The organism is Micromonospora matsumotoense, assembly GCF_050951065.1.
Lineage (GTDB): Bacteria > Actinomycetota > Actinomycetes > Mycobacteriales > Micromonosporaceae > Micromonospora > Micromonospora matsumotoensis.
Map to the genome: position 1 here is coordinate 6,622,661 of NZ_CP192025.1, position 16,350 is coordinate 6,639,010.

General features: G+C 73.9%; 16 protein-coding genes. 8 read left to right on the forward strand and 8 right to left on the reverse strand.

Features of this window, described 5'->3' with window-relative positions:
- Window positions 1-66 precede the first annotated feature (66 nt).
- The gene (locus ACQP1S_RS28305; protein WP_432900744.1) at window positions 67-642 is read left to right on the forward strand and encodes a Uma2 family endonuclease; all 576 of its coding nucleotides are present in this window, start codon (window positions 67-69) and stop codon (window positions 640-642) included.
- On the opposite strand, the gene ACQP1S_RS28310 is transcribed toward ACQP1S_RS28305, so the two are convergent.
- On the reverse strand, window positions 623-1,045 hold the full coding sequence (locus ACQP1S_RS28310; RefSeq protein ID WP_432900746.1) for an ester cyclase: 423 nt from the start codon (window positions 1,043-1,045) through the stop codon (window positions 623-625). The two genes, ACQP1S_RS28305 and ACQP1S_RS28310, sit on opposite strands and share 20 nt — an antisense overlap.
- A gap of 246 nt (window positions 1,046-1,291) precedes the next feature.
- Here ACQP1S_RS28310 and ACQP1S_RS28315 point away from each other — a divergent pair, with 246 nt between their 5' ends.
- Together ACQP1S_RS28315 and ACQP1S_RS28320 are read left to right on the forward strand one after the other, a co-directional pair.
- Window positions 1,292-2,329 carry a glutathione S-transferase family protein gene (locus ACQP1S_RS28315; RefSeq protein WP_357778735.1) on the forward strand — a complete coding sequence of 346 codons (1,038 nt, stop codon included), beginning with the start codon at window positions 1,292-1,294 and terminating at the stop codon, window positions 2,327-2,329.
- Between the two features lie 293 nt (window positions 2,330-2,622).
- A complete protein-coding gene (locus tag ACQP1S_RS28320) occupies window positions 2,623-3,939 on the forward strand; it encodes a S8 family peptidase (protein ID WP_432900749.1) in 1,317 nt (438 codons plus the stop codon).
- Window positions 3,940-4,056: 117 nt separating this feature from the next.
- Here ACQP1S_RS28320 and nuoH read toward each other — a convergent pair whose 3' ends face one another.
- A complete protein-coding gene (nuoH, locus tag ACQP1S_RS28325; protein WP_432900751.1) occupies window positions 4,057-5,022 on the reverse strand; it encodes an NADH-quinone oxidoreductase subunit NuoH in 966 nt (321 codons plus the stop codon).
- Window positions 5,022-5,720 carry an NADH-quinone oxidoreductase subunit C gene (locus ACQP1S_RS28330; protein ID WP_432900753.1) on the reverse strand — a complete coding sequence of 233 codons (699 nt, stop codon included), beginning with the start codon at window positions 5,718-5,720 and terminating at the stop codon, window positions 5,022-5,024. The genes nuoH and ACQP1S_RS28330 overlap by 1 nt, the downstream gene beginning before the upstream one ends.
- A gap of 270 nt (window positions 5,721-5,990) precedes the next feature.
- On the opposite strand from ACQP1S_RS28330, the gene ACQP1S_RS28335 reads away from it, so the two are divergent.
- On the forward strand, window positions 5,991-7,037 hold the full coding sequence (locus ACQP1S_RS28335; protein WP_432900755.1) for a glucose 1-dehydrogenase: 1,047 nt from the start codon (window positions 5,991-5,993) through the stop codon (window positions 7,035-7,037).
- A 78-nt stretch (window positions 7,038-7,115) separates the two neighbouring features.
- Here ACQP1S_RS28335 and ACQP1S_RS28340 read toward each other — a convergent pair whose 3' ends face one another.
- Both ACQP1S_RS28340 and ACQP1S_RS28345 read right to left on the reverse strand, forming a co-directional pair.
- On the reverse strand, window positions 7,116-8,432 hold the full coding sequence (locus ACQP1S_RS28340) for a DUF2252 domain-containing protein (protein WP_432900757.1): 1,317 nt from the start codon (window positions 8,430-8,432) through the stop codon (window positions 7,116-7,118).
- A gap of 400 nt (window positions 8,433-8,832) precedes the next feature.
- On the reverse strand, window positions 8,833-9,414 hold the full coding sequence (locus tag ACQP1S_RS28345; RefSeq protein ID WP_091242168.1) for an NADH-quinone oxidoreductase subunit B: 582 nt from the start codon (window positions 9,412-9,414) through the stop codon (window positions 8,833-8,835).
- A 124-nt stretch (window positions 9,415-9,538) separates the two neighbouring features.
- On the opposite strand from ACQP1S_RS28345, the gene ACQP1S_RS28350 reads away from it, so the two are divergent.
- Both ACQP1S_RS28350 and ACQP1S_RS28355 read left to right on the forward strand, forming a co-directional pair.
- On the forward strand, window positions 9,539-10,156 hold the full coding sequence (locus tag ACQP1S_RS28350) for a hypothetical protein (protein ID WP_432900759.1): 618 nt from the start codon (window positions 9,539-9,541) through the stop codon (window positions 10,154-10,156).
- Window positions 10,117-10,239 (forward strand): hypothetical protein, encoded by a 123-nt coding sequence (locus tag ACQP1S_RS28355; RefSeq protein WP_432900761.1) that lies wholly within the window; start codon window positions 10,117-10,119, stop codon window positions 10,237-10,239. The genes ACQP1S_RS28350 and ACQP1S_RS28355 overlap by 40 nt, the downstream gene beginning before the upstream one ends.
- A gap of 224 nt (window positions 10,240-10,463) precedes the next feature.
- On the opposite strand, the gene ACQP1S_RS28360 is transcribed toward ACQP1S_RS28355, so the two are convergent.
- Genes ACQP1S_RS28360 through ACQP1S_RS28370 form a run of 3 tightly spaced genes read right to left on the reverse strand, consistent with a single transcriptional unit; the run spans window position 10,464 to window position 13,832 of the window.
- On the reverse strand, window positions 10,464-11,912 hold the full coding sequence (locus ACQP1S_RS28360; RefSeq protein WP_432900763.1) for a pyridoxal phosphate-dependent decarboxylase family protein: 1,449 nt from the start codon (window positions 11,910-11,912) through the stop codon (window positions 10,464-10,466).
- On the reverse strand, window positions 11,909-13,486 hold the full coding sequence (locus tag ACQP1S_RS28365; RefSeq protein ID WP_432900765.1) for an MFS transporter: 1,578 nt from the start codon (window positions 13,484-13,486) through the stop codon (window positions 11,909-11,911). Before ACQP1S_RS28365 ends, ACQP1S_RS28360 begins: the two co-directional genes overlap by 4 nt.
- A gap of 31 nt (window positions 13,487-13,517) precedes the next feature.
- Entirely contained in the window at window positions 13,518-13,832 is a 315-nt protein-coding gene (locus tag ACQP1S_RS28370) for an MGMT family protein (RefSeq protein WP_088644748.1), read from the reverse strand.
- 13 nt (window positions 13,833-13,845) lie between these two features.
- On the opposite strand from ACQP1S_RS28370, the gene proB reads away from it, so the two are divergent.
- Both proB and ACQP1S_RS28380 read left to right on the forward strand, forming a co-directional pair.
- Window positions 13,846-15,003 (forward strand): glutamate 5-kinase, encoded by a 1,158-nt coding sequence (gene proB, locus ACQP1S_RS28375; protein WP_091242182.1) that lies wholly within the window; start codon window positions 13,846-13,848, stop codon window positions 15,001-15,003.
- 49 nt (window positions 15,004-15,052) lie between these two features.
- Complete coding sequence (locus ACQP1S_RS28380) at window positions 15,053-16,294, forward strand: glutamate-5-semialdehyde dehydrogenase (RefSeq protein ID WP_432900768.1); 1,242 nt, start codon at window positions 15,053-15,055, stop codon at window positions 16,292-16,294.
- Window positions 16,295-16,350 lie beyond the last annotated feature (56 nt).

Here is a 16,350-nt window from a genome sequence, read left to right on the forward strand (position 1 = left end):
CCACCCGGCGTTTGCCGGCGTTACCCTGACAGGCGGGGAGAACGACGCACCGGGAAGGACCGACCGATGACTGCCGCGTTGCAGAACGACTATCCGCCCGAGGGCGGCTGGACGACCGACGATCTGGACGCGCTGCCCGAGGACGGCCACCGCCGCGAACTTCTCGATGGAGTGCTGATCGTGTCCCCCTCCCCCACTCGCATCCACCAGACCATCGCGATGCGACTTGGCGTCGCGCTCGAAGAGGAGTGCCCCGACGACTACGACGTGACCCAGGCCGTGGAGGTGCGGATCAACCGGACCCGCTCCTTCATCCCCGACGTGCTGGTGACCACGTCCACCGCCGCCGCCCGCGAACCGTCCCGCTACGAGGCGCACGAGGTGGTGCTGGCCGTCGAGATCGTCTCCCCCAGCACCCGCTCCATCGACCGGGTGCTCAAACCGACCCTGTACGCGCAGGCCGGCATCCCGTTCTACTGGCGGATCGAGGTGGAGGACGACGGCCTGGTCGTGCACACCTACAAGATCGACGCGGTGAACGAGGTCTACGTCGAGACCGGGCGGTGGACGAAGTTCGTCGACACCGGGGAGCCGTTCCCGGTGAACCTGTCGATCGCCCGGATCACGCCCCGGCGTCGGTGAGCGGCGGCAGCATCTCCACACCCAACTGTTGCAGCAGTTGGAACAGCTCGTTGACGCTCCACACGTCGACGATCCGCCCGGCGGTGTCGAAGCGCAGGAACGTCGCCCCGGAATAGCTGACCACCTGCCCGGTCGGCGGCACCGGGCCGAACTGTCCCGCCTGGGTGCCGGCGGCCCGCCAGCGCAGCGCCACCCGGTCCCCGGTCGCCACCACGTCCACCAGCTTGTAGCGCAGGTCGGGGAAGGCGGCCCGACGCTCCCGGTGCCAGGCCAACAGCGCGGCCGGGCCGGTGCCGCCCAGCCCCGGGCACTCCTCGGCCACCAGCTCGTACACCGACTCCTCGTGGCCGGCGTTCCACACGTCGGCCACGAACCGCCGGGCCACCGCCGCAACGTCGATCATCCGGGCAGCGTAACCAGCCCACCCGTCGGGCCGACGACGCTCCCGCCGCCCACTCCACCCGACAGACCGGCCGACCCCGGCGCGCCTCGGCATCCGGGCACCGACACCGGAGGCGGGGCGGGGCGGGTGCCGGTACCAGCACTCCGGGTAGTGCCCAGGGGTCGGGACCAGCGCGCCGGAGGCCGACGGCGCGGGGATCAGTCAGGATGGGGCTCAGACACGAACGACGCAGACTCAGGGGGCGACGTGGGCGACGAGGCAGGCACGACGACCGGCGGCAAGTACGTCGAGCCGGGGGGTGAATTCACCCGGGACCAGCGCTACATCGCCACCCGGATCACCGCCGACGGGCGGGACGGTTACCCGGTCGAGCCGGGCCGCTACCGGCTGGTGGTCAGCCGGGCCTGCCCGTGGGCCAACCGCATGATCATCGTACGGCGGCTGCTCGGGCTGGAGGAGGCGCTGCCGATGGCGGTGGCCGGGCCGACCCACGACGCCCGGAGCTGGACGTTCGACCTGGACCCGGACGGGCGGGACCCGGTGCTCGGCATCGAACGGCTGGCCGACGCGTTCTTCGCCCGGTTCCCCGGCTACGAGCGGGGCATCACCGTGCCGGCGATCGTCGATGTGCCGACCGGGCAGGTGGTCACCAACGACTACGCGCAGATGACCCTGGACCTGTCCACCGAGTGGACGGCGTACCACCGTGAGGGCGCTGCGCAGCTCTACCCGGAAGCGCTGCGCGCCGAGATCGACGAGGTCAACGCGGTGGTCTTCGCCGACGTCAACAACGGGGTCTACCGGTGCGGCTTCGCCGGCTCGCAGGAGGCGTACGAGAAGGCGTACCGGCGGTTGTTCGACCGGCTGGACTGGCTCAGCGACCGGCTGGCCAACCAGCGTTACCTGGTCGGGGACACCATCACCGAGGCCGACGTGCGGCTGTTCACCACGCTGGTCCGCTTCGACCCGGTCTATCACGGCCACTTCAAGTGCAACCGGCAGAAGCTGAGCGAGATGCCGGTGCTGTGGGCGTACGCGCGGGACCTGTTCGCCACCCCCGGGTTCGGCGACACCATCGACTTCGACCACATCAAGCGGCACTACTACGAGGTGCACCGGGACATCAACCCGACCGGGGTGGTGCCGCTCGGCCCGGACCTGGTCAACTGGCTCAGCCCGCACGGGCGGGAGGCGCTGGGCGGTCGACCGTTCGGCGACGGCACTCCCCCGCCGCCCCCGCCGCCCGGCGAGCAGGTGCCGCCGGAGCACACCCCGATCGGCTGACCCACCGTCCCGACCACGCGCCCCCGCCCGGCCCGCCGGGTGGGGGCGCGCTGCTGTCACCCACCTGCACGCGAAGCCACGGCGGCCCGGCAGGTCACCGCGCCACCGCCGTTCCGGCCGGTCGCCGGACCACCGAATCCGACCACTGAGAGCTGTCGCACATTCACCTTCGGTGCTCAAGAGTTAACACGGTGGTCAATATGACCTGTTCGACTAGGGGACGTCCGTCGATGCGATTCCCGCCGGCGGGCCGCCTGTCCACTACGGACTCCCCTCTTGAGGAGGATCGAGCCTTGCGCAAGCTGGGTAGCAGGACCGCACGTCTGGGCGTACTCGCCGGTGTTCTCGTCGGCGCGCTCGCCACCACCACCAACGCCGCCGTCGCGGCACCGGGCACCCCCGGCCCGGGACGGGCCGCGCCCGCGCCGCTGCTGGCCGGCAGCGCGGAGGCCGCGCCGGACCGGTACATCGTCGTGCTCTCCGACAAGCCGACCGGCACCGACCGCACCGCCCGCCTCGCCCGGACCGGCCAGTCGGCCGCCGCCGCCGAGCGGGCCGGCGGCACGGTGCTGACCCGCTACACCCAGGTTCTCGACGGGTACGCCGCCGTGCTGCCGCCGGCCGCGCTCGCCGCCGTCCGCAACGATCCGGCCGTGCAGTACGTGGAGCGGGACACCCGCATCCAGGGTGGCCTGACCAGCACCACCCCGGACCGGACCGGCCCGATGACGGCCCGGGCCGACCGCAGCCAGGCCGGCGGCATCTCCATCCAGGCCGTGCAGAGCAACCCGCCGTCGTGGGGGCTGGACCGCATCGACCAGCGCAACCTGCCGCTGAGCAACAGCTTCGGCTACACCTCGACCGGCTCCGGGGTGACCGCCTACATCGTCGACTCCGGCATCCGGGCCACCCACGTCGACTTCGGCACCCGGGCCGCGGGGGTCTACGACGCGGTCGGCGACGGCAACGGCACCAACGACTGCCACGGCCACGGCACGCACGTCGCCGGCACCATCGGCGGAACCACCTACGGGGTCGCCAAGTCGGTGACCCTCCGGGCGGTCCGGGTGCTCCAGTGCGACAACTCCGGGTGGAGCACCGACCTGATCGAGGGCGTCGACTGGCTGGCCACCCACCACGCGACCACCTCGGTGGCGAACTTCAGCCTCCAGGGCTACGGCACCTCCGCCAACACCTCGATCGAGAACCTGATCGACCACGGGGTGTACCCGGTGTTCATCGCCAACAACTTCAACACCGACGCCTGCACCAACGGCCCCCGCTCCACCCGGGGAATCACCGTCGCGGCGACCGACATCAGCGACAACCGGGCCTCGTTCTCCAGCTACGGGACCTGCGTCGACATCTTCGCCCCGGGGGTGGACATCACCTCCGCCGGCATCGCCTCGAACACCGCCGTGGCCAGCGGCTGGTCCGGCACCTCGATGGCGGCCCCGCACGTCACCGGGTGGCTGGCCCGCTACCGGCAGACCAACCCGGCGGCGACCCTGGCCACCGCCAAGAGCGCGTTGATCGCCGCCGCCAGCACCGGCAAGGTGATCAACCCGGGGGTCGGCTCCCCGAACCGCCTGCTCTACGCCGCGCCGTGAGCGTGCCGGAGGGGCCCCGGGAGTGTTCCGGGGCCCCTCCGGGCCGCGTCGGTGTGGTGCGGCCCCGGGTGGACGGGCCACCCGGGGGTATCCCGTGGGCCGACCCGAACGCCCCGCTCAGTGCAGCGAGAGGCGTACGGCGGCGGTGAGGACCAACTGGGCCAGCGCCGCCGGCACCAGGACCAGCCAGCACAGCCGCTGGAGCTGGTCCTCCCGCAGCCGGGGGAACGACACCCGCAGCCAGATGATCACGAACGAGACGGCGAACACCTTCAGCAGGGTCCACAGCCACCCGAGCTGGGCGTCGGCGAACGGGCCCTGCCACCCACCGAGGAAGAGCACGGTGGTCAGCGCGGCGATCACCACGATCCCGACGTACTCGGCGAGCAGGAAGAACGCGAACCGCAGCCCGGTGTACTCGGTCATGTAGCCGAAGACCAGCTCGGAGTCGGCGACCGGCATGTCGAACGGGGGCCGCCGGATCTCGGCCAGCCCGGCCACGAAGAAGACGATCATCGCGGGCGCCTGCCAGAACAGCCACCACGGCTGCCACGCCTCGACGATCCCGCCGAGACTCAACGTCCCCGCCGCCATCGCCACCGAGGCGGCGGCCAGCACCAGCGGCAGCTCGTAACCGAGCAGTTGGGCCGCCCCGCGCAGCCCACCGAGCAGGCTGTACTTGTTGGCCGACGCCCACGCCGACATCAGCACCGCCACCACGCCGACCCCGACCACCGCCAGGACGAAGAACAGGCCGATGTCCAGCGGCTGCCCGACCAGGTCGTTCGGGCCGAGCGGGATCACCAGCAGCACCAGCAGGTAGGGCACCAGGGCCACCACCGGGGCCAGCCGGAACACCGCCCGGTCCGCCTCGCGTGGGGTGATGTCCTCCTTCTGGACGAACTTGATCCCGTCGGCGACGAGCTGCGCCCAGCCGTGGAAGCCTCCGGCGTACATCGGACCGAGCCGGCCCTGCATGTGCGCCATCACCTTGTGCTCGGCCTGGCCGACGATCAGCGGCAGGGTCAGGAACGCGACCAGCACCCCGCCGATCCGGATCACCAGCTCCAACCAGGTCGGCATCAGGCCGTACCCCCCTCGTCGCCGCCCTGGTCACCGCGCGCCGGCCGGGCCGGACGCTCCCGGGGCGGGCGGGCGGAGGCGCCGCGCGGCCCGTCGCCCACGGTCACCGGGCCGGCCGGGGCCGGCACCACACCCCACTCCCCCGGGGCGGGCACCCCGGGTGGGCGGACCACGCGGCGACCGCCGCCGGCCTCGGACTCGCCCGGCTCCTTCGCCCCCGGCCACGGTTTCGCCACCCGGGAGGCGAGCACGAACTCCTTGCGCAACGGATGCCCCTCGAACTCGGGCGGAAGCAGCAGCGGGGTCAACCCCCGGTGGCCGGCGAAGTCGATGCCGAACATCTCGTGGGTCTCCCGCTCGTGCCAGGCCGCCCCCGGGAAGACGTCGACCACCGACGTCACCGTCGGCGTCGCCCTCGGCACCCGGGTCCGCAGCAGCACCCCGTGCCGGTGCCGGGTCGACCACAGGTGGACCACGATGTCGAAGCCGCCGGCCAGCTCGTCCACGGCGGAGAGCCAGTCGAAGAAGTCGCAGGCCAGCTCGGCGTCGTCGCGTACCGCGCGGAGGGTGTCCGCCCAGGCCGCCGGGGGTACGTCGACGGTGGCCCGGGCGTGGGCCTGCCCGCCGGACACCGACGCGGTCGCCTCGACCGGCGTGAGCAGCGCGACCACCCGCCGACCGACCTCTTCCGGAGTCATGCGGTTGATCCTATGGCCGTCGCCCCGGCCCCGGGTCCGCCCGCCCGGTCGTACGCGCCCGGCGGACACCTGGATGAGGTGAACGGACGGCCGTCCGCCGCGCCCCGAAGGGGTCGTCCACCGCATCGCGGGGTGCTCCCGGGTGGGGCGGCTGCCGCGTAGCCGGCGGGGCCGGGGTGGGGCATCTGTCGCGTTGCCGGGTGCGGGACCGGGGGCGGGCATCTGTCGCTTTGCCGGGCGGGGCGGGACGGGACGGGGAAAGATGGGGCCGTGCGCGCTGTGACGGTGACTCCCGGGGTCCGCGACTCGCTGCGACTGGTGCAGGACTGGCCCGAGCCGGCGGCCGAGGAGGGCGCCATCCTGGTCGAGGCGCTCGCCGTCGGCATCTGCGGCACCGACCAGGAGATCACCGCCGGGGACTACGGCGAGGCCCCGCCCGGTCAGCGGGAGCTGGTGCTCGGTCACGAGTCGCTCGGGCGGGTCCTGGAGGACCCGTCGGGCACCCTGCAGGCCGGTGACCTGGTGGCCGGCGTCGTCCGGCACCCGGATCCGGTGCCCTGCCCCAACTGCGCGGTCGACGAGTGGGACATGTGCCGCAACGGTCGGTACACCGAGCACGGGATCAAGGGGCTGCCCGGCTTCGCCCGGGACCGGTGGCGGGTGCAACCCAAGTTCGCCGTCGGGCTCGACCCGGTCCTCGCCCCGGTCGGCATGCTGCTGGAACCGGCCAGCGTGGTGGCGAAGGCGTGGGACCACATCGCGCGGATCGGCACCCGCGCCGAGTGGAAGCCGCAGACCGTCCTGGTCACCGGCGCCGGGCCGATCGGGCTGCTGGCGGCCCTGCTGGCCGTCCAACGGGGGTTGTCGGTGCACGTGCTGGACCGCAGCACCACCGGGCCGAAGCCGGACCTGGTCCGGGCGCTCGGCGCGACGTACCACACGGTGCCGGTGAACGAGCTGGACTTCGAGCCGGACGTGGTGGTCGAGTGCACCGGTGCGCCGACGGTGGTGCTGGACGCCATGTGCAAGGTCGGCCCGGCCGGGATCGTCTGCCTGACCGGGGTGTCCAGCGGGGGCCGGACCATCGACTTCGACGCCGGGGCGCTCAACCGGGCGCTGGTGCTGGAGAACAACGTGGTGTTCGGCTCGGTCAACGCCAACCGGCGGCACTGGGAGCTGGCCGCCCAGGCGCTCGCCCAAGCCGACCAGTCCTGGCTGAACGCGATGATCACCCGCCGGGTGCCGGTGTCGGCGTACGCCCAGGCGTACGCCCACGCCGACGAGGACATCAAGGTGGTGCTGGAGTTCGGCCAGTGAACCCCGCCCGCCGCGGCCGACCGGCGCACCCGGCGCCCCGCCACCGACGACGGCCAGGTCGACCTCGGACCGGGCTGCTCAGATGCCGGGGAGCCGGCCGTTGCGGAACAGGTCGACGAAGAGCTGGTGATCGGTGCGGGCCCGGACCCCGTACGCGTGGGCGAACTCGACCAGGTGCCCGACGAAGCCGTCGGTGTCGTCGCCGATCGCCGCGACGATCGCCTCCTCGGTGGAGTAGTCGACCAGGTCGTGGCTGGACTCGTCGTCGGCGACCGAGTGCATCCGGGCCACCGCCCGGCCCAGGTCGGCGAGCACCCCGGCCAGTTCCTCGGGCTCGTTGACGTCCGACCAGTCCAGGTCGGCGGCGTACGGGGAGACCTCGGCGACGAGCTGACCGACCCCGTCCAGCTCGGTGAAGCCCAACCACGGGTCGGCGTGCGCCTGCAACGCCCGTTGCGACTCGGCCGTCCGGTGGCCCTGGTGCCGGAAGTAGCCCCGGACCCGCTCGTCGTCGATGTGCCGGGCCACCGCCGGCACCTGCGCCTGCTTCATGTAGATGACCACGTCGTTCTCCAGGGCCTCGGTGTGCCCCTCCAGCAACAGGTTGTACGACGGCAGCCCGGCCGAACCGATGCCCACGCCCTTGCGCAGCACCACGTCCTTGATCTGGGTGGCGACCGGACGCAGCCGGGCCGTCGCCTCGGGCAACGTCTTCAGGTACGCGGTGAACGCGGCGCAGACCCGCTCCCGGGTCTCCCCGTCGATCTCGTAGACCCCGTCGCCGAGGGAGAACCGCCGCTCGTAGTTGTCGACGGTGGTCTGCGCGGCCAACAGGTCGACCCGGGTGTTGAGGCGGGCCTCCTGGAGCACCCGGCGCAGCACCCCGTCGGCGTTGTCCAGGGTGATCGACCCGATCGCGTCGTCCCCACCGGCGGCGATGGCCCGCAGCTCGGTCAGGTACGACCGGGCGAACCCGGTGACCAGGTCGCCGATCGCCTGGTCGGACAGGGCCTTGGCGTAGCCGAGCAACGCCACGCTGGCCGCGAGCCGCTTGAGGTCCCAGGAGAACGGCCCGACGTACGCCTCGTCGAAGTCGTTGACGTTGAACACCAGGTGCCCGGAGCCGTTCATGTAGGTGCCGAAGTTCTCGGCGTGCAGGTCGCCGTGGATCCACACCCGGCTGGTCCGCTCGTCGAGGAACGCGTCGTCGGCGAAGTCGCCGCGCTGGTCTGCGTAGAACAGCGCGGCGCTGCCCCGGTAGAAGGAGAACGGCGACGCCGCCATCTTGCGGAACTTGCGACGGAACGCCGCCGGATCGAGCGCCATCGACGCGCCGAACTCATCGGTCAACACGTCGACGATGAAGGCGGACCGCTTGTCCGCAGAGTCGTTCATGCCCGCACGCTAACCCCCACCCACCACCCCACCAGTTGCCCCCCGCCGACCCACCCTCCCCCGCCCACTGCCCCGCCACCCCCGCCGGCCGGCCCCCGCCGGCCGGCCCCGCCGGCCGGCCCCCGCCGGCCGGGCCCTCGTTGATCAAGAGCTTTGCGTCAAAATCCCGCGAAGAACTGACCCAAACTTCTTGATCACCGAGCCGAGCGGCAGCCGCACCGCTCGGCCTGCCTGCTCCGGCGGGGTTGAGGGTGGTGATCAAGAGGTTTGGGTCAGGTTTTGGTGTGGAGGTGACGTAAAGCTCTTGATCAACGGGAGCAGCGCGGGGCGCGGGAGCACGGGAGCAGCAGCGCGGGAGCACGGGGCAGCGCGGGGCGCGGGGAGTGGGTGGGGCGGGGGGTCAGGGGGTGGGGGGGCGGTGGATCGGGGGGGCGGTCAGGGACTCGACCGGGCGTGGGGGGTTGCCGTCGGAGGGGGTGACGTCCGCCAGGGGGGCGAGGGGGTCGGTACGGTCGACGCCGCCGATGCCGGACTGCTCGGCGGCGATCTTCTCCTGGAGGCGGAGGATGCCGTGCAGCAGCGCCTCCGGCCGGGGCGGGCAGCCGGGCACGTAGACGTCGACCGGGATGAGCTGGTCGACGCCCTTGGTCACCGAGTACGAGTCCCAGTACGGGCCACCGCAGTTGGAGCAGGCCCCGAAGGAGATGACGTACTTCGGCTCGGGCATCTGGTCGTACAGCCGCTTGATCGCCGGGGCCATCTTGTCGGTCACCGTGCCGGAGACCACCATCAGGTCGGCCTGCCGGGGCCCGTGGGCGAACGGGATGACGCCGAGCCGGATGAAGTCGTGCCGGCCCATGCTGGTGGCGATGAACTCGATCGCGCAGCAGGCCAGGCCGAAGTTGAACACCCAGAGCGAGTAACGCCGCCCCCAGTTGAGGACGAACCGGATCGGCTCGCCGAGCACTGCCGGCAACTGCACGACCGCCTCCTCGTCCGGCCGGGCGGCGACCGTTACGTCGCCGTGGCCGCTGCGCTGTCTCCCAATGGACAGTCAACCACAGCCGGCGGACGCAACCCGGTGCGCAGGCAGAGGGCAGGAGACGGTGGCGGTGGTCCAGTGCGTCTTCGGCACCCACGGCTGGCAGCAGGTGGTGGCCTTCGACCGGGACTCCACCGGCCGGGTCGTCACCGTCGGGCGGGTGGTCCTCAGCGCCCGGGAGCGGCCCCAGTGGCTGATCGGGGTGCAGGTACGCGGCGACGGGGTGGTCCGGGTGCAGGTCGGGGACATCTACCCGGGCGGTGGTTGGGCCGGTGAGTGGTCGCAACGGCAGTGGCGCGGTTACCGCTGGGACGGCGGGTCCTTCCGCCAGGTCTCCGGACCGACCACCTTCCCGGTCGACCCGCACGAGGTGAATCTCGTGGTCACCGCCACCGACCTGGTGCTCGGCGTCGCGCCGGACGGCTCCCGTGCCGGCGGCACGACGGTGCGGGTCCGCAACGTGGGCTCCGCCCCGGCCCGCTCCGTGGCGCTCCGGTTCGACCTGCCGGCGGCGCTGCGCCCGGACGGCGACGGCTGGAAGGCCTGCCGGACCGCCCCGGGGACGGCCGGCGGGCCGGTGCGCTGCGATCTGGGCGGCCTGGCACCGGGGGCGGAGTTCCGCTGTCCCTGGGGCTGCGGGTGGTGCCCGACGACCCGCTCGGGGCGGGCACGGCCGAGCTGACCGCGAAGGCGTTGGACGCCGAGAACCAGGTCGTCGCGGAGGTGGTCGAGTACGACAACGTCACCCCGCTGCCCTACCGGTGACCAGCCGGCCGGGCACGGTCGTCGTGCCCGGCCGGCTGGTCGGGGCCGGCCACCCCGGGGCAGGGCCCCAGGCGGGCAGGCCCGCCCGTGGGCAGGGCCCGCCCGTGGGCAGGGCCCTGGGGTGGGCAGGGCCCTGGGGTGGGCAGGGCCCTGGGGTGGGCAGGGCCCGGGGGTGGGCAGGGCCCGGGGCGTTCCGGGGGCTGCCGAGACAGCCCCCGGGACGGTCACCAGGTAGGGCGTTGCAGCAGGCCGACGAACTCCACCAGCAGGCGTTCCCGCAGCGCGGCGGGGGCGGCGTCGAGCAGGGTGTTCACCATCGCCATCCGGTCCGGCGGCCCCGCACCCAGCCCCAACCCGGCGGCGAGCCCGCCGATCAGTTCCGGGGTGAGCGCCGCCGGGGTCAACGACCCGGCCAGGGCGAGCAGTTCGGCCGGCAACTCGACCGGCCCGGCCCGGCGGGCGGCGGCCACCGCGGCGGCCAGGTCCGGGCCGAACTCGGCCACCCGGGGCGCCACCGAGGCGGTCACCGTGAGGTGCACGCTGGCGGGCAGGTCGGCGTACCGGAGCTGGGGTTGGGTGTGCCAGCCCCGGGCGGTCAGCTCGTCGACCAGGACGAACAGGTCGAGCGCCGGGTCGGTGCTGGTGAAGCAGACCACTGTCGACTCCGGCTCGGCCATCAGCCGCAGCCCGTCGACCCCACGGACGGCAGTGGCCAGGCAGCCGACCGCATCCCGGGTGGCGGCGGCGAGCCGCAGGTAGCCGTCGTCGCCGAGGTGCCGCAGGGTGGCGTACGCCGCGGCGATCGGCCCACCCGAGCGGGTGGAGGCGAGCACCGGGTTGACCATGGTGTAGCCGGGCCAGTCGGCGTACGCGAAGTACTGCGGGGCACGCAGCGTCGCATCCCGGTGCAGCAGCACCGACACCCCCTTCGGGGCGTACGCGTACTTGTGCAGGTCGACGGAGATCGAGGTGACCCCGTCGACGGTGAAGTCGAACGGCGGCACCGGCACGCCCAGGCGCCGCAGGTAGGGCAGGGTCCAGCCGCCGAAGCAGGCGTCCACGTGGCAGCGCACCCCGGCCGCCGCCGCGACCTCGGCGATGCCGGCCACCGGGTCGATCACCCCGTGCGCGTACGACGGGGCGGAGCAGGCCACCAGCACCGTCTCCGGGCGGATCGCGGCGGCCACGTCGGCCACCGACGGGCGCAGGGTGGCCGGGTCGACTCCGACCGTGTCCAGGGTGACCCGGAGCAGGTGGGCGGCCTTGGCGAAGGCGGCGTGCCCGCTGGCCGGCACCACGATCCGGGGCGCGGTCAGCTCCGGGTGGGCGTCCCGGGCCGCCTTGACGGCCAGGATCAGCGACTCGGTGCCGCCGCTGGTGACGCTGCCCACCACGTCCGGCGCGGCGCTGCCCGGCCCACCGCCGAGCAGCCCGCCGGTCGCCCCGACCAGCCAGTTCTCCATGGCCAGCAGGGACGGGAAGGCGGTCGGGTCGAGCCCGTTGACGTGGGCGCTCGTGGCGTGGGCCGCACCGGCCAGCGCGTCCAGCCCGGCGACCCCGGGGTCGTACACGTAGGCGAACAGCCGGCCGCCGTGCACCGGGCGGTCCTGCGCCCGGAGCTGCCTGATCTCGTCCAGCACCCGCTCCGCAGGCACCCCGTTCTCGTCGATCATGGAAGCGTGGTGCCCTTTCCGGTGGCGTGGGTAACCTCGGCGCCCGCCCGGCCGTCGGGCGCGGCGGGGCCGGCAGGCGGCAGGTAGCGGTGCGGGCGCAGCAGCAGCGTGGCCGGGGCGATCAGCAGGGCCGGGATGAGGGTGAAGCCGAGCAGCACGCCCAGCCGGGCGGTGGAGGTCTGCGCGGCGGCGGTGCCGGTGGCCGAGGAGACGTAGCCGGACAGGGCCAGGACCAGGCCGTAGATCCCCGGGCCGAGGGCCAGTCCGAAGGTCTCCCCGGCGGTCCACAGGCCGGTGAACACCCCCGCCTGACGTCGGCCGGTGCGCGCGGTCGAGGCGGCCACGCAGTCGGGCAGCAGGGCCAGCGCGAAGACCTGCTGCCCGGCGTACCCGACGCCGAGGAGCGCGACCACCGCGTAGACGGCGGCGGCGGGCAGCACCGGCGCGGCCACCAGGGCCGCCGCCCCGGCGGCCAGCAGCAGCGAGGCGGCGACCAGCGCGGTCTTCTTGCCCAGTCGCGCGCCGAGCCGGGTCCACAGCGGCATCACCAGCAGCGCCGGCCCGACGAAGCAGGCGAACAGCACGGTGGGGCCGGTGGTCGGGTCCCGCAGGATCTGGGCCGCGAAGTAGCTGACCCCGGCCAGCACGGTCGCCACCCCGGCGGACTGGACGACGAAGCAGAGCAGCAGCGCCCGGAACGGCCGGTCGGCGGCGACCACCGCGAGCTGGGCGCGCAGCGTCGGTTCGGTGGCGGTCACCGTGCCGGTCGCCGCCGACCGGGTGCCGAGGAACGCGCCGAGCGCGCCGAGCGCGATCAACACGGCGACGAACACCCCCATCCAGCGGTGCCCGGCCACCCCCTCGCCGCCGGCGGTCACCACCATCGGGGCCACCGCGCCGGAGATCAGGATGGCCAGCGCCAGCACCGCGACCCGCCAGCCCATCAGCCGGGTACGCTCCGCCGCGTCGTCGGTCAGCTCGGCCGGCATCGCCACGTACGGGACCTGGAAGAAGGCGAACGCGGTGGCGGTGGCGAGGAACGCGACGGCCACGTACGCCCCGGCGGCCGGCCCGACGCCGAAGGGGGCGGCGAAGATGGCGGCGAAGAGCACCGCCAGGGCGAGCCCGGCACCGAGCAGCCACGGCCGGCGCGGCCCCCACCGGGAGCGGGTCCGGTCGGAGATCCGCCCGGCGACCGGGTTGACCAGCACGTCCCACGCCTTCGGCAGCAGCACCAGCAGGGCGGCCAGCCCGGCGGCCACCCCGAGCGTGTCGGTCAGGTAGGGCAGCAGCAGCAGGCCGGGCACCGTGCCGAACGCCCCGGTGGCCAACGAGCCGAGCGCATAACCCGCGTGCACCCGACGCGGCAACGGGTCGGGGCCGGGACGGCCGGCAGGCCGGGACGGGCCGCCGTCCGAGGTGGGCACCCGGGCGGCCGGCACGGACCCGCCGACGTCCGTCCGGGACACCCCGGCGGGCGGCGCGGGCGGGCCGGCGGGCGGAGAGCCGGGCTCGGCCGGTGGGGAGCCGGGCTCGGCCGGTGGGGAGCCGGGCTCGGCCGGTGGCGCGTCCATGCGGCCGAATGTTACTCACGTTACCGCCTGGTCACCGCCCCTCATCCGGCCACCATTTGGCGGCATCCAGATCCACCCCGGCACCCCGCAGCGGGCAGCCCTCGGCGCGCAGCAGCGCCCGCGCCCGCACCTCGTGCCCGGGTGGCAACCGGCCCGCCGCGTTCACCACCCGGTGCCAGGGCACTCCGCCGCCGTGCCGGGCCATGATCGAGCCGACCAGCCGGGCCGAGGCCCGCCCGGACCGCTCGGCCAGCGCGTCGGCGATCGCCCCGTAGGACATCACCCGACCCGGCGGAATCCGCTCGACCAGCGCGAGCACCGCCTCCACGTACTCCTCAGGCGTCACGACCGGCCAGGATATGGGAACGCGGCGGGGTCCGCCGGGACCGACCACGCAGAATGGGCGGGTGCGTGAAGCAGTCACCCAGGCCCGACGGATCGTCGTCAAGATCGGTTCGTCTTCGCTGACCACCGCCACCGGTGGCCTGGACGAGACCCGGGTGGACACCCTGGTGGACGCCCTCGCCGCGCTCGCCGCCGCCGGCCGCGAGGTGGTGCTGGTCTCCTCCGGGGCGATCGCCGCCGGGCTCGCCCCGCTCGGGCTCCCCCGCCGCCCGCGTGACCTGGCCACCCAGCAGGCCGCCGCCAGCGTCGGCCAGGGCCTGCTGATCGGCCGGTACGCGGCCGGCTTCGCCCGGCACCGGCTCACCGTCGGGCAGGTCCTGCTCACCGTCGACGACGTGACCCGGCGGGCGCACTACCGCAACGCGTACCGGACCCTGCGCAAGCTGCTCGACCTGCGGGCGGTGCCGATCGTCAACGAGAACGACACGGTCGCCACCGAGGAGATCCGGTTCGGCGACAACGACCGGCTGGCCGCCCTGGTCGCCGCCCTGGTCGACGCCGACCTGCTGCTTCTACTCTCCGACGTCGACGCGCTCTGGACCGGCAACCCGACCCGACCTGGCAGCACCCGGATCACCGAGGTACGCGGCGAGGCCGACCTGGCCGGCGTCGACATCGGCGGGGCCGGGCGGGCCGGGGTCGGCACCGGCGGCATGGTCACCAAGGTGGAGGCCGCCCGGATCGCCACCGGCTTCGGCATCCCGGTGGTGCTGACCGCCGCCCCGCTGGCCGGCGAAGCCCTGACCGGCGGCCCGGTCGGCACGTTCTTCCACCCGGCCCGACGACGCCCGGCGGCCCGGCTGTTCTGGCTGGCGCACGCCACCGCGCCCCGGGGGCGGCTGCACCTCGACCCGGGCGCGGTGCAGGCCGTGGTCGGTCGGCGCAAGTCGCTGCTGCCGGCCGGGATCACCGCCGTGGACGGCACCTTCACCGCCGGGGACCCGGTGGACCTGGTCGACGTCGACGGCACGTCGGTCGCCCGGGGGCTGGTCAACTACGACGCGGTGGAGCTGCCCGGCCTGCTCGGCCGGTCCACCGGGGAACTCGCCGCGGCGCTCGGCCCGGCGTACGAACGCGAGGTCGTGCACCGCGACGACCTGGTGCTGCTGTGACACAGGTGGCCCTGCGCGGGGGCACCTCCGGACACCCAAGGAGTGCGCAATGAGCGTCGTCGAGCAGGCCCGGCGGGCCCGGGACGCGGCGGAGGCCCTCGCCGTCGCCACCCGTACGGTCAAGGATGCCGCGCTGCACGCGATGGCCGACGCGCTGGTGGCGCGTACGCCGGAGATCCTCACCGCGAACGCGGCGGACCTGGCGGCCGGGCGGGAGGCGGGGCTGAGCGCGGCCGTGCTGGACCGGCTCGCCCTCGACGCGGGCCGGGTGGCCGGCATCGCCGACGCGTTGCGTGAGATGGCCGCGCTGCCCGACCCGGTGGGCGAGGTGGTCCGGGGTTCGACCCTGCCCAACGGGCTGGAGCTGCGGCAGGTCCGGGTGCCGTTCGGGGTGGTCGGGATCATCTACGAGGCCCGGCCGAACGTGACGGTGGACGCCGCCGGCATCTGCCTGAAGTCCGGCAACGCGGCGCTGCTGCGCGGGTCGTCGTCGGCCGCGCACTCCAACGCGGCGCTGGTGGCGGTGCTGCGCGACGCGGTGGACGGGGCCGGCCTGCCGGCCGACGCGGTGCAGCTGCTCGACGCCACCAGCCGCGACTCGGTCAAGGAGTTGATGCGGGCCCGGGGCCTGGTCGACGTGCTGATCCCGCGCGGCGGCGCGTCGCTGATCCGCACCGTGGTCGAGGAGTCGACGGTGCCGGTGATCGAGACCGGGGTGGGCAACTGCCACGTCTACGTGGACGCCGCCGCCGACCAGGCCAAGGCGGTGGCGATCGTCCTGAACGCCAAGACCCAGCGCCTCTCCACCTGCAACACCGCCGAGTCGCTGCTGGTGCACGCCGATGTCGCCGACGGGTTCCTGCCGGTCGTGCTGGCCGCGTTCGCCGAGGCCGGGGTGACCGTGCACGGCTCCCCCGAGGTCGCCGCCCACTCCGCCGCCGTGGTGGCGGCCACCGACGAGGACTTCGCCACCGAGTACCTCTCGGCCGACATCTCCGTCGCCGTGGTCGACTCGCTCGACGCGGCGGTCGCGCACATCCGCCGCTACGGCACCGGCCACACCGAGGCGATCGTGACCGACTCGCAGTCCGCCGCCCGGGAGTTCGTGGCCCGGGTCGACGCGGCGGCGGTGATGGTCAACGCCTCGACCCGGTTCACCGACGGCGGCGAGTTCGGCTTCGGCGCGGAGATCGGCATCTCCACCCAGAAGTTGCACGCCCGGGGGCCGATGGGGCTGCCCGAGCTGACCTCCACCAAGTACGTGGTGACCGGGGACGGCCACCTGCGCTGAGCGGACCACCCCGCCCCGCCCGGCCCGAGCGGAACCGCGACATCCGGGAACGGGCG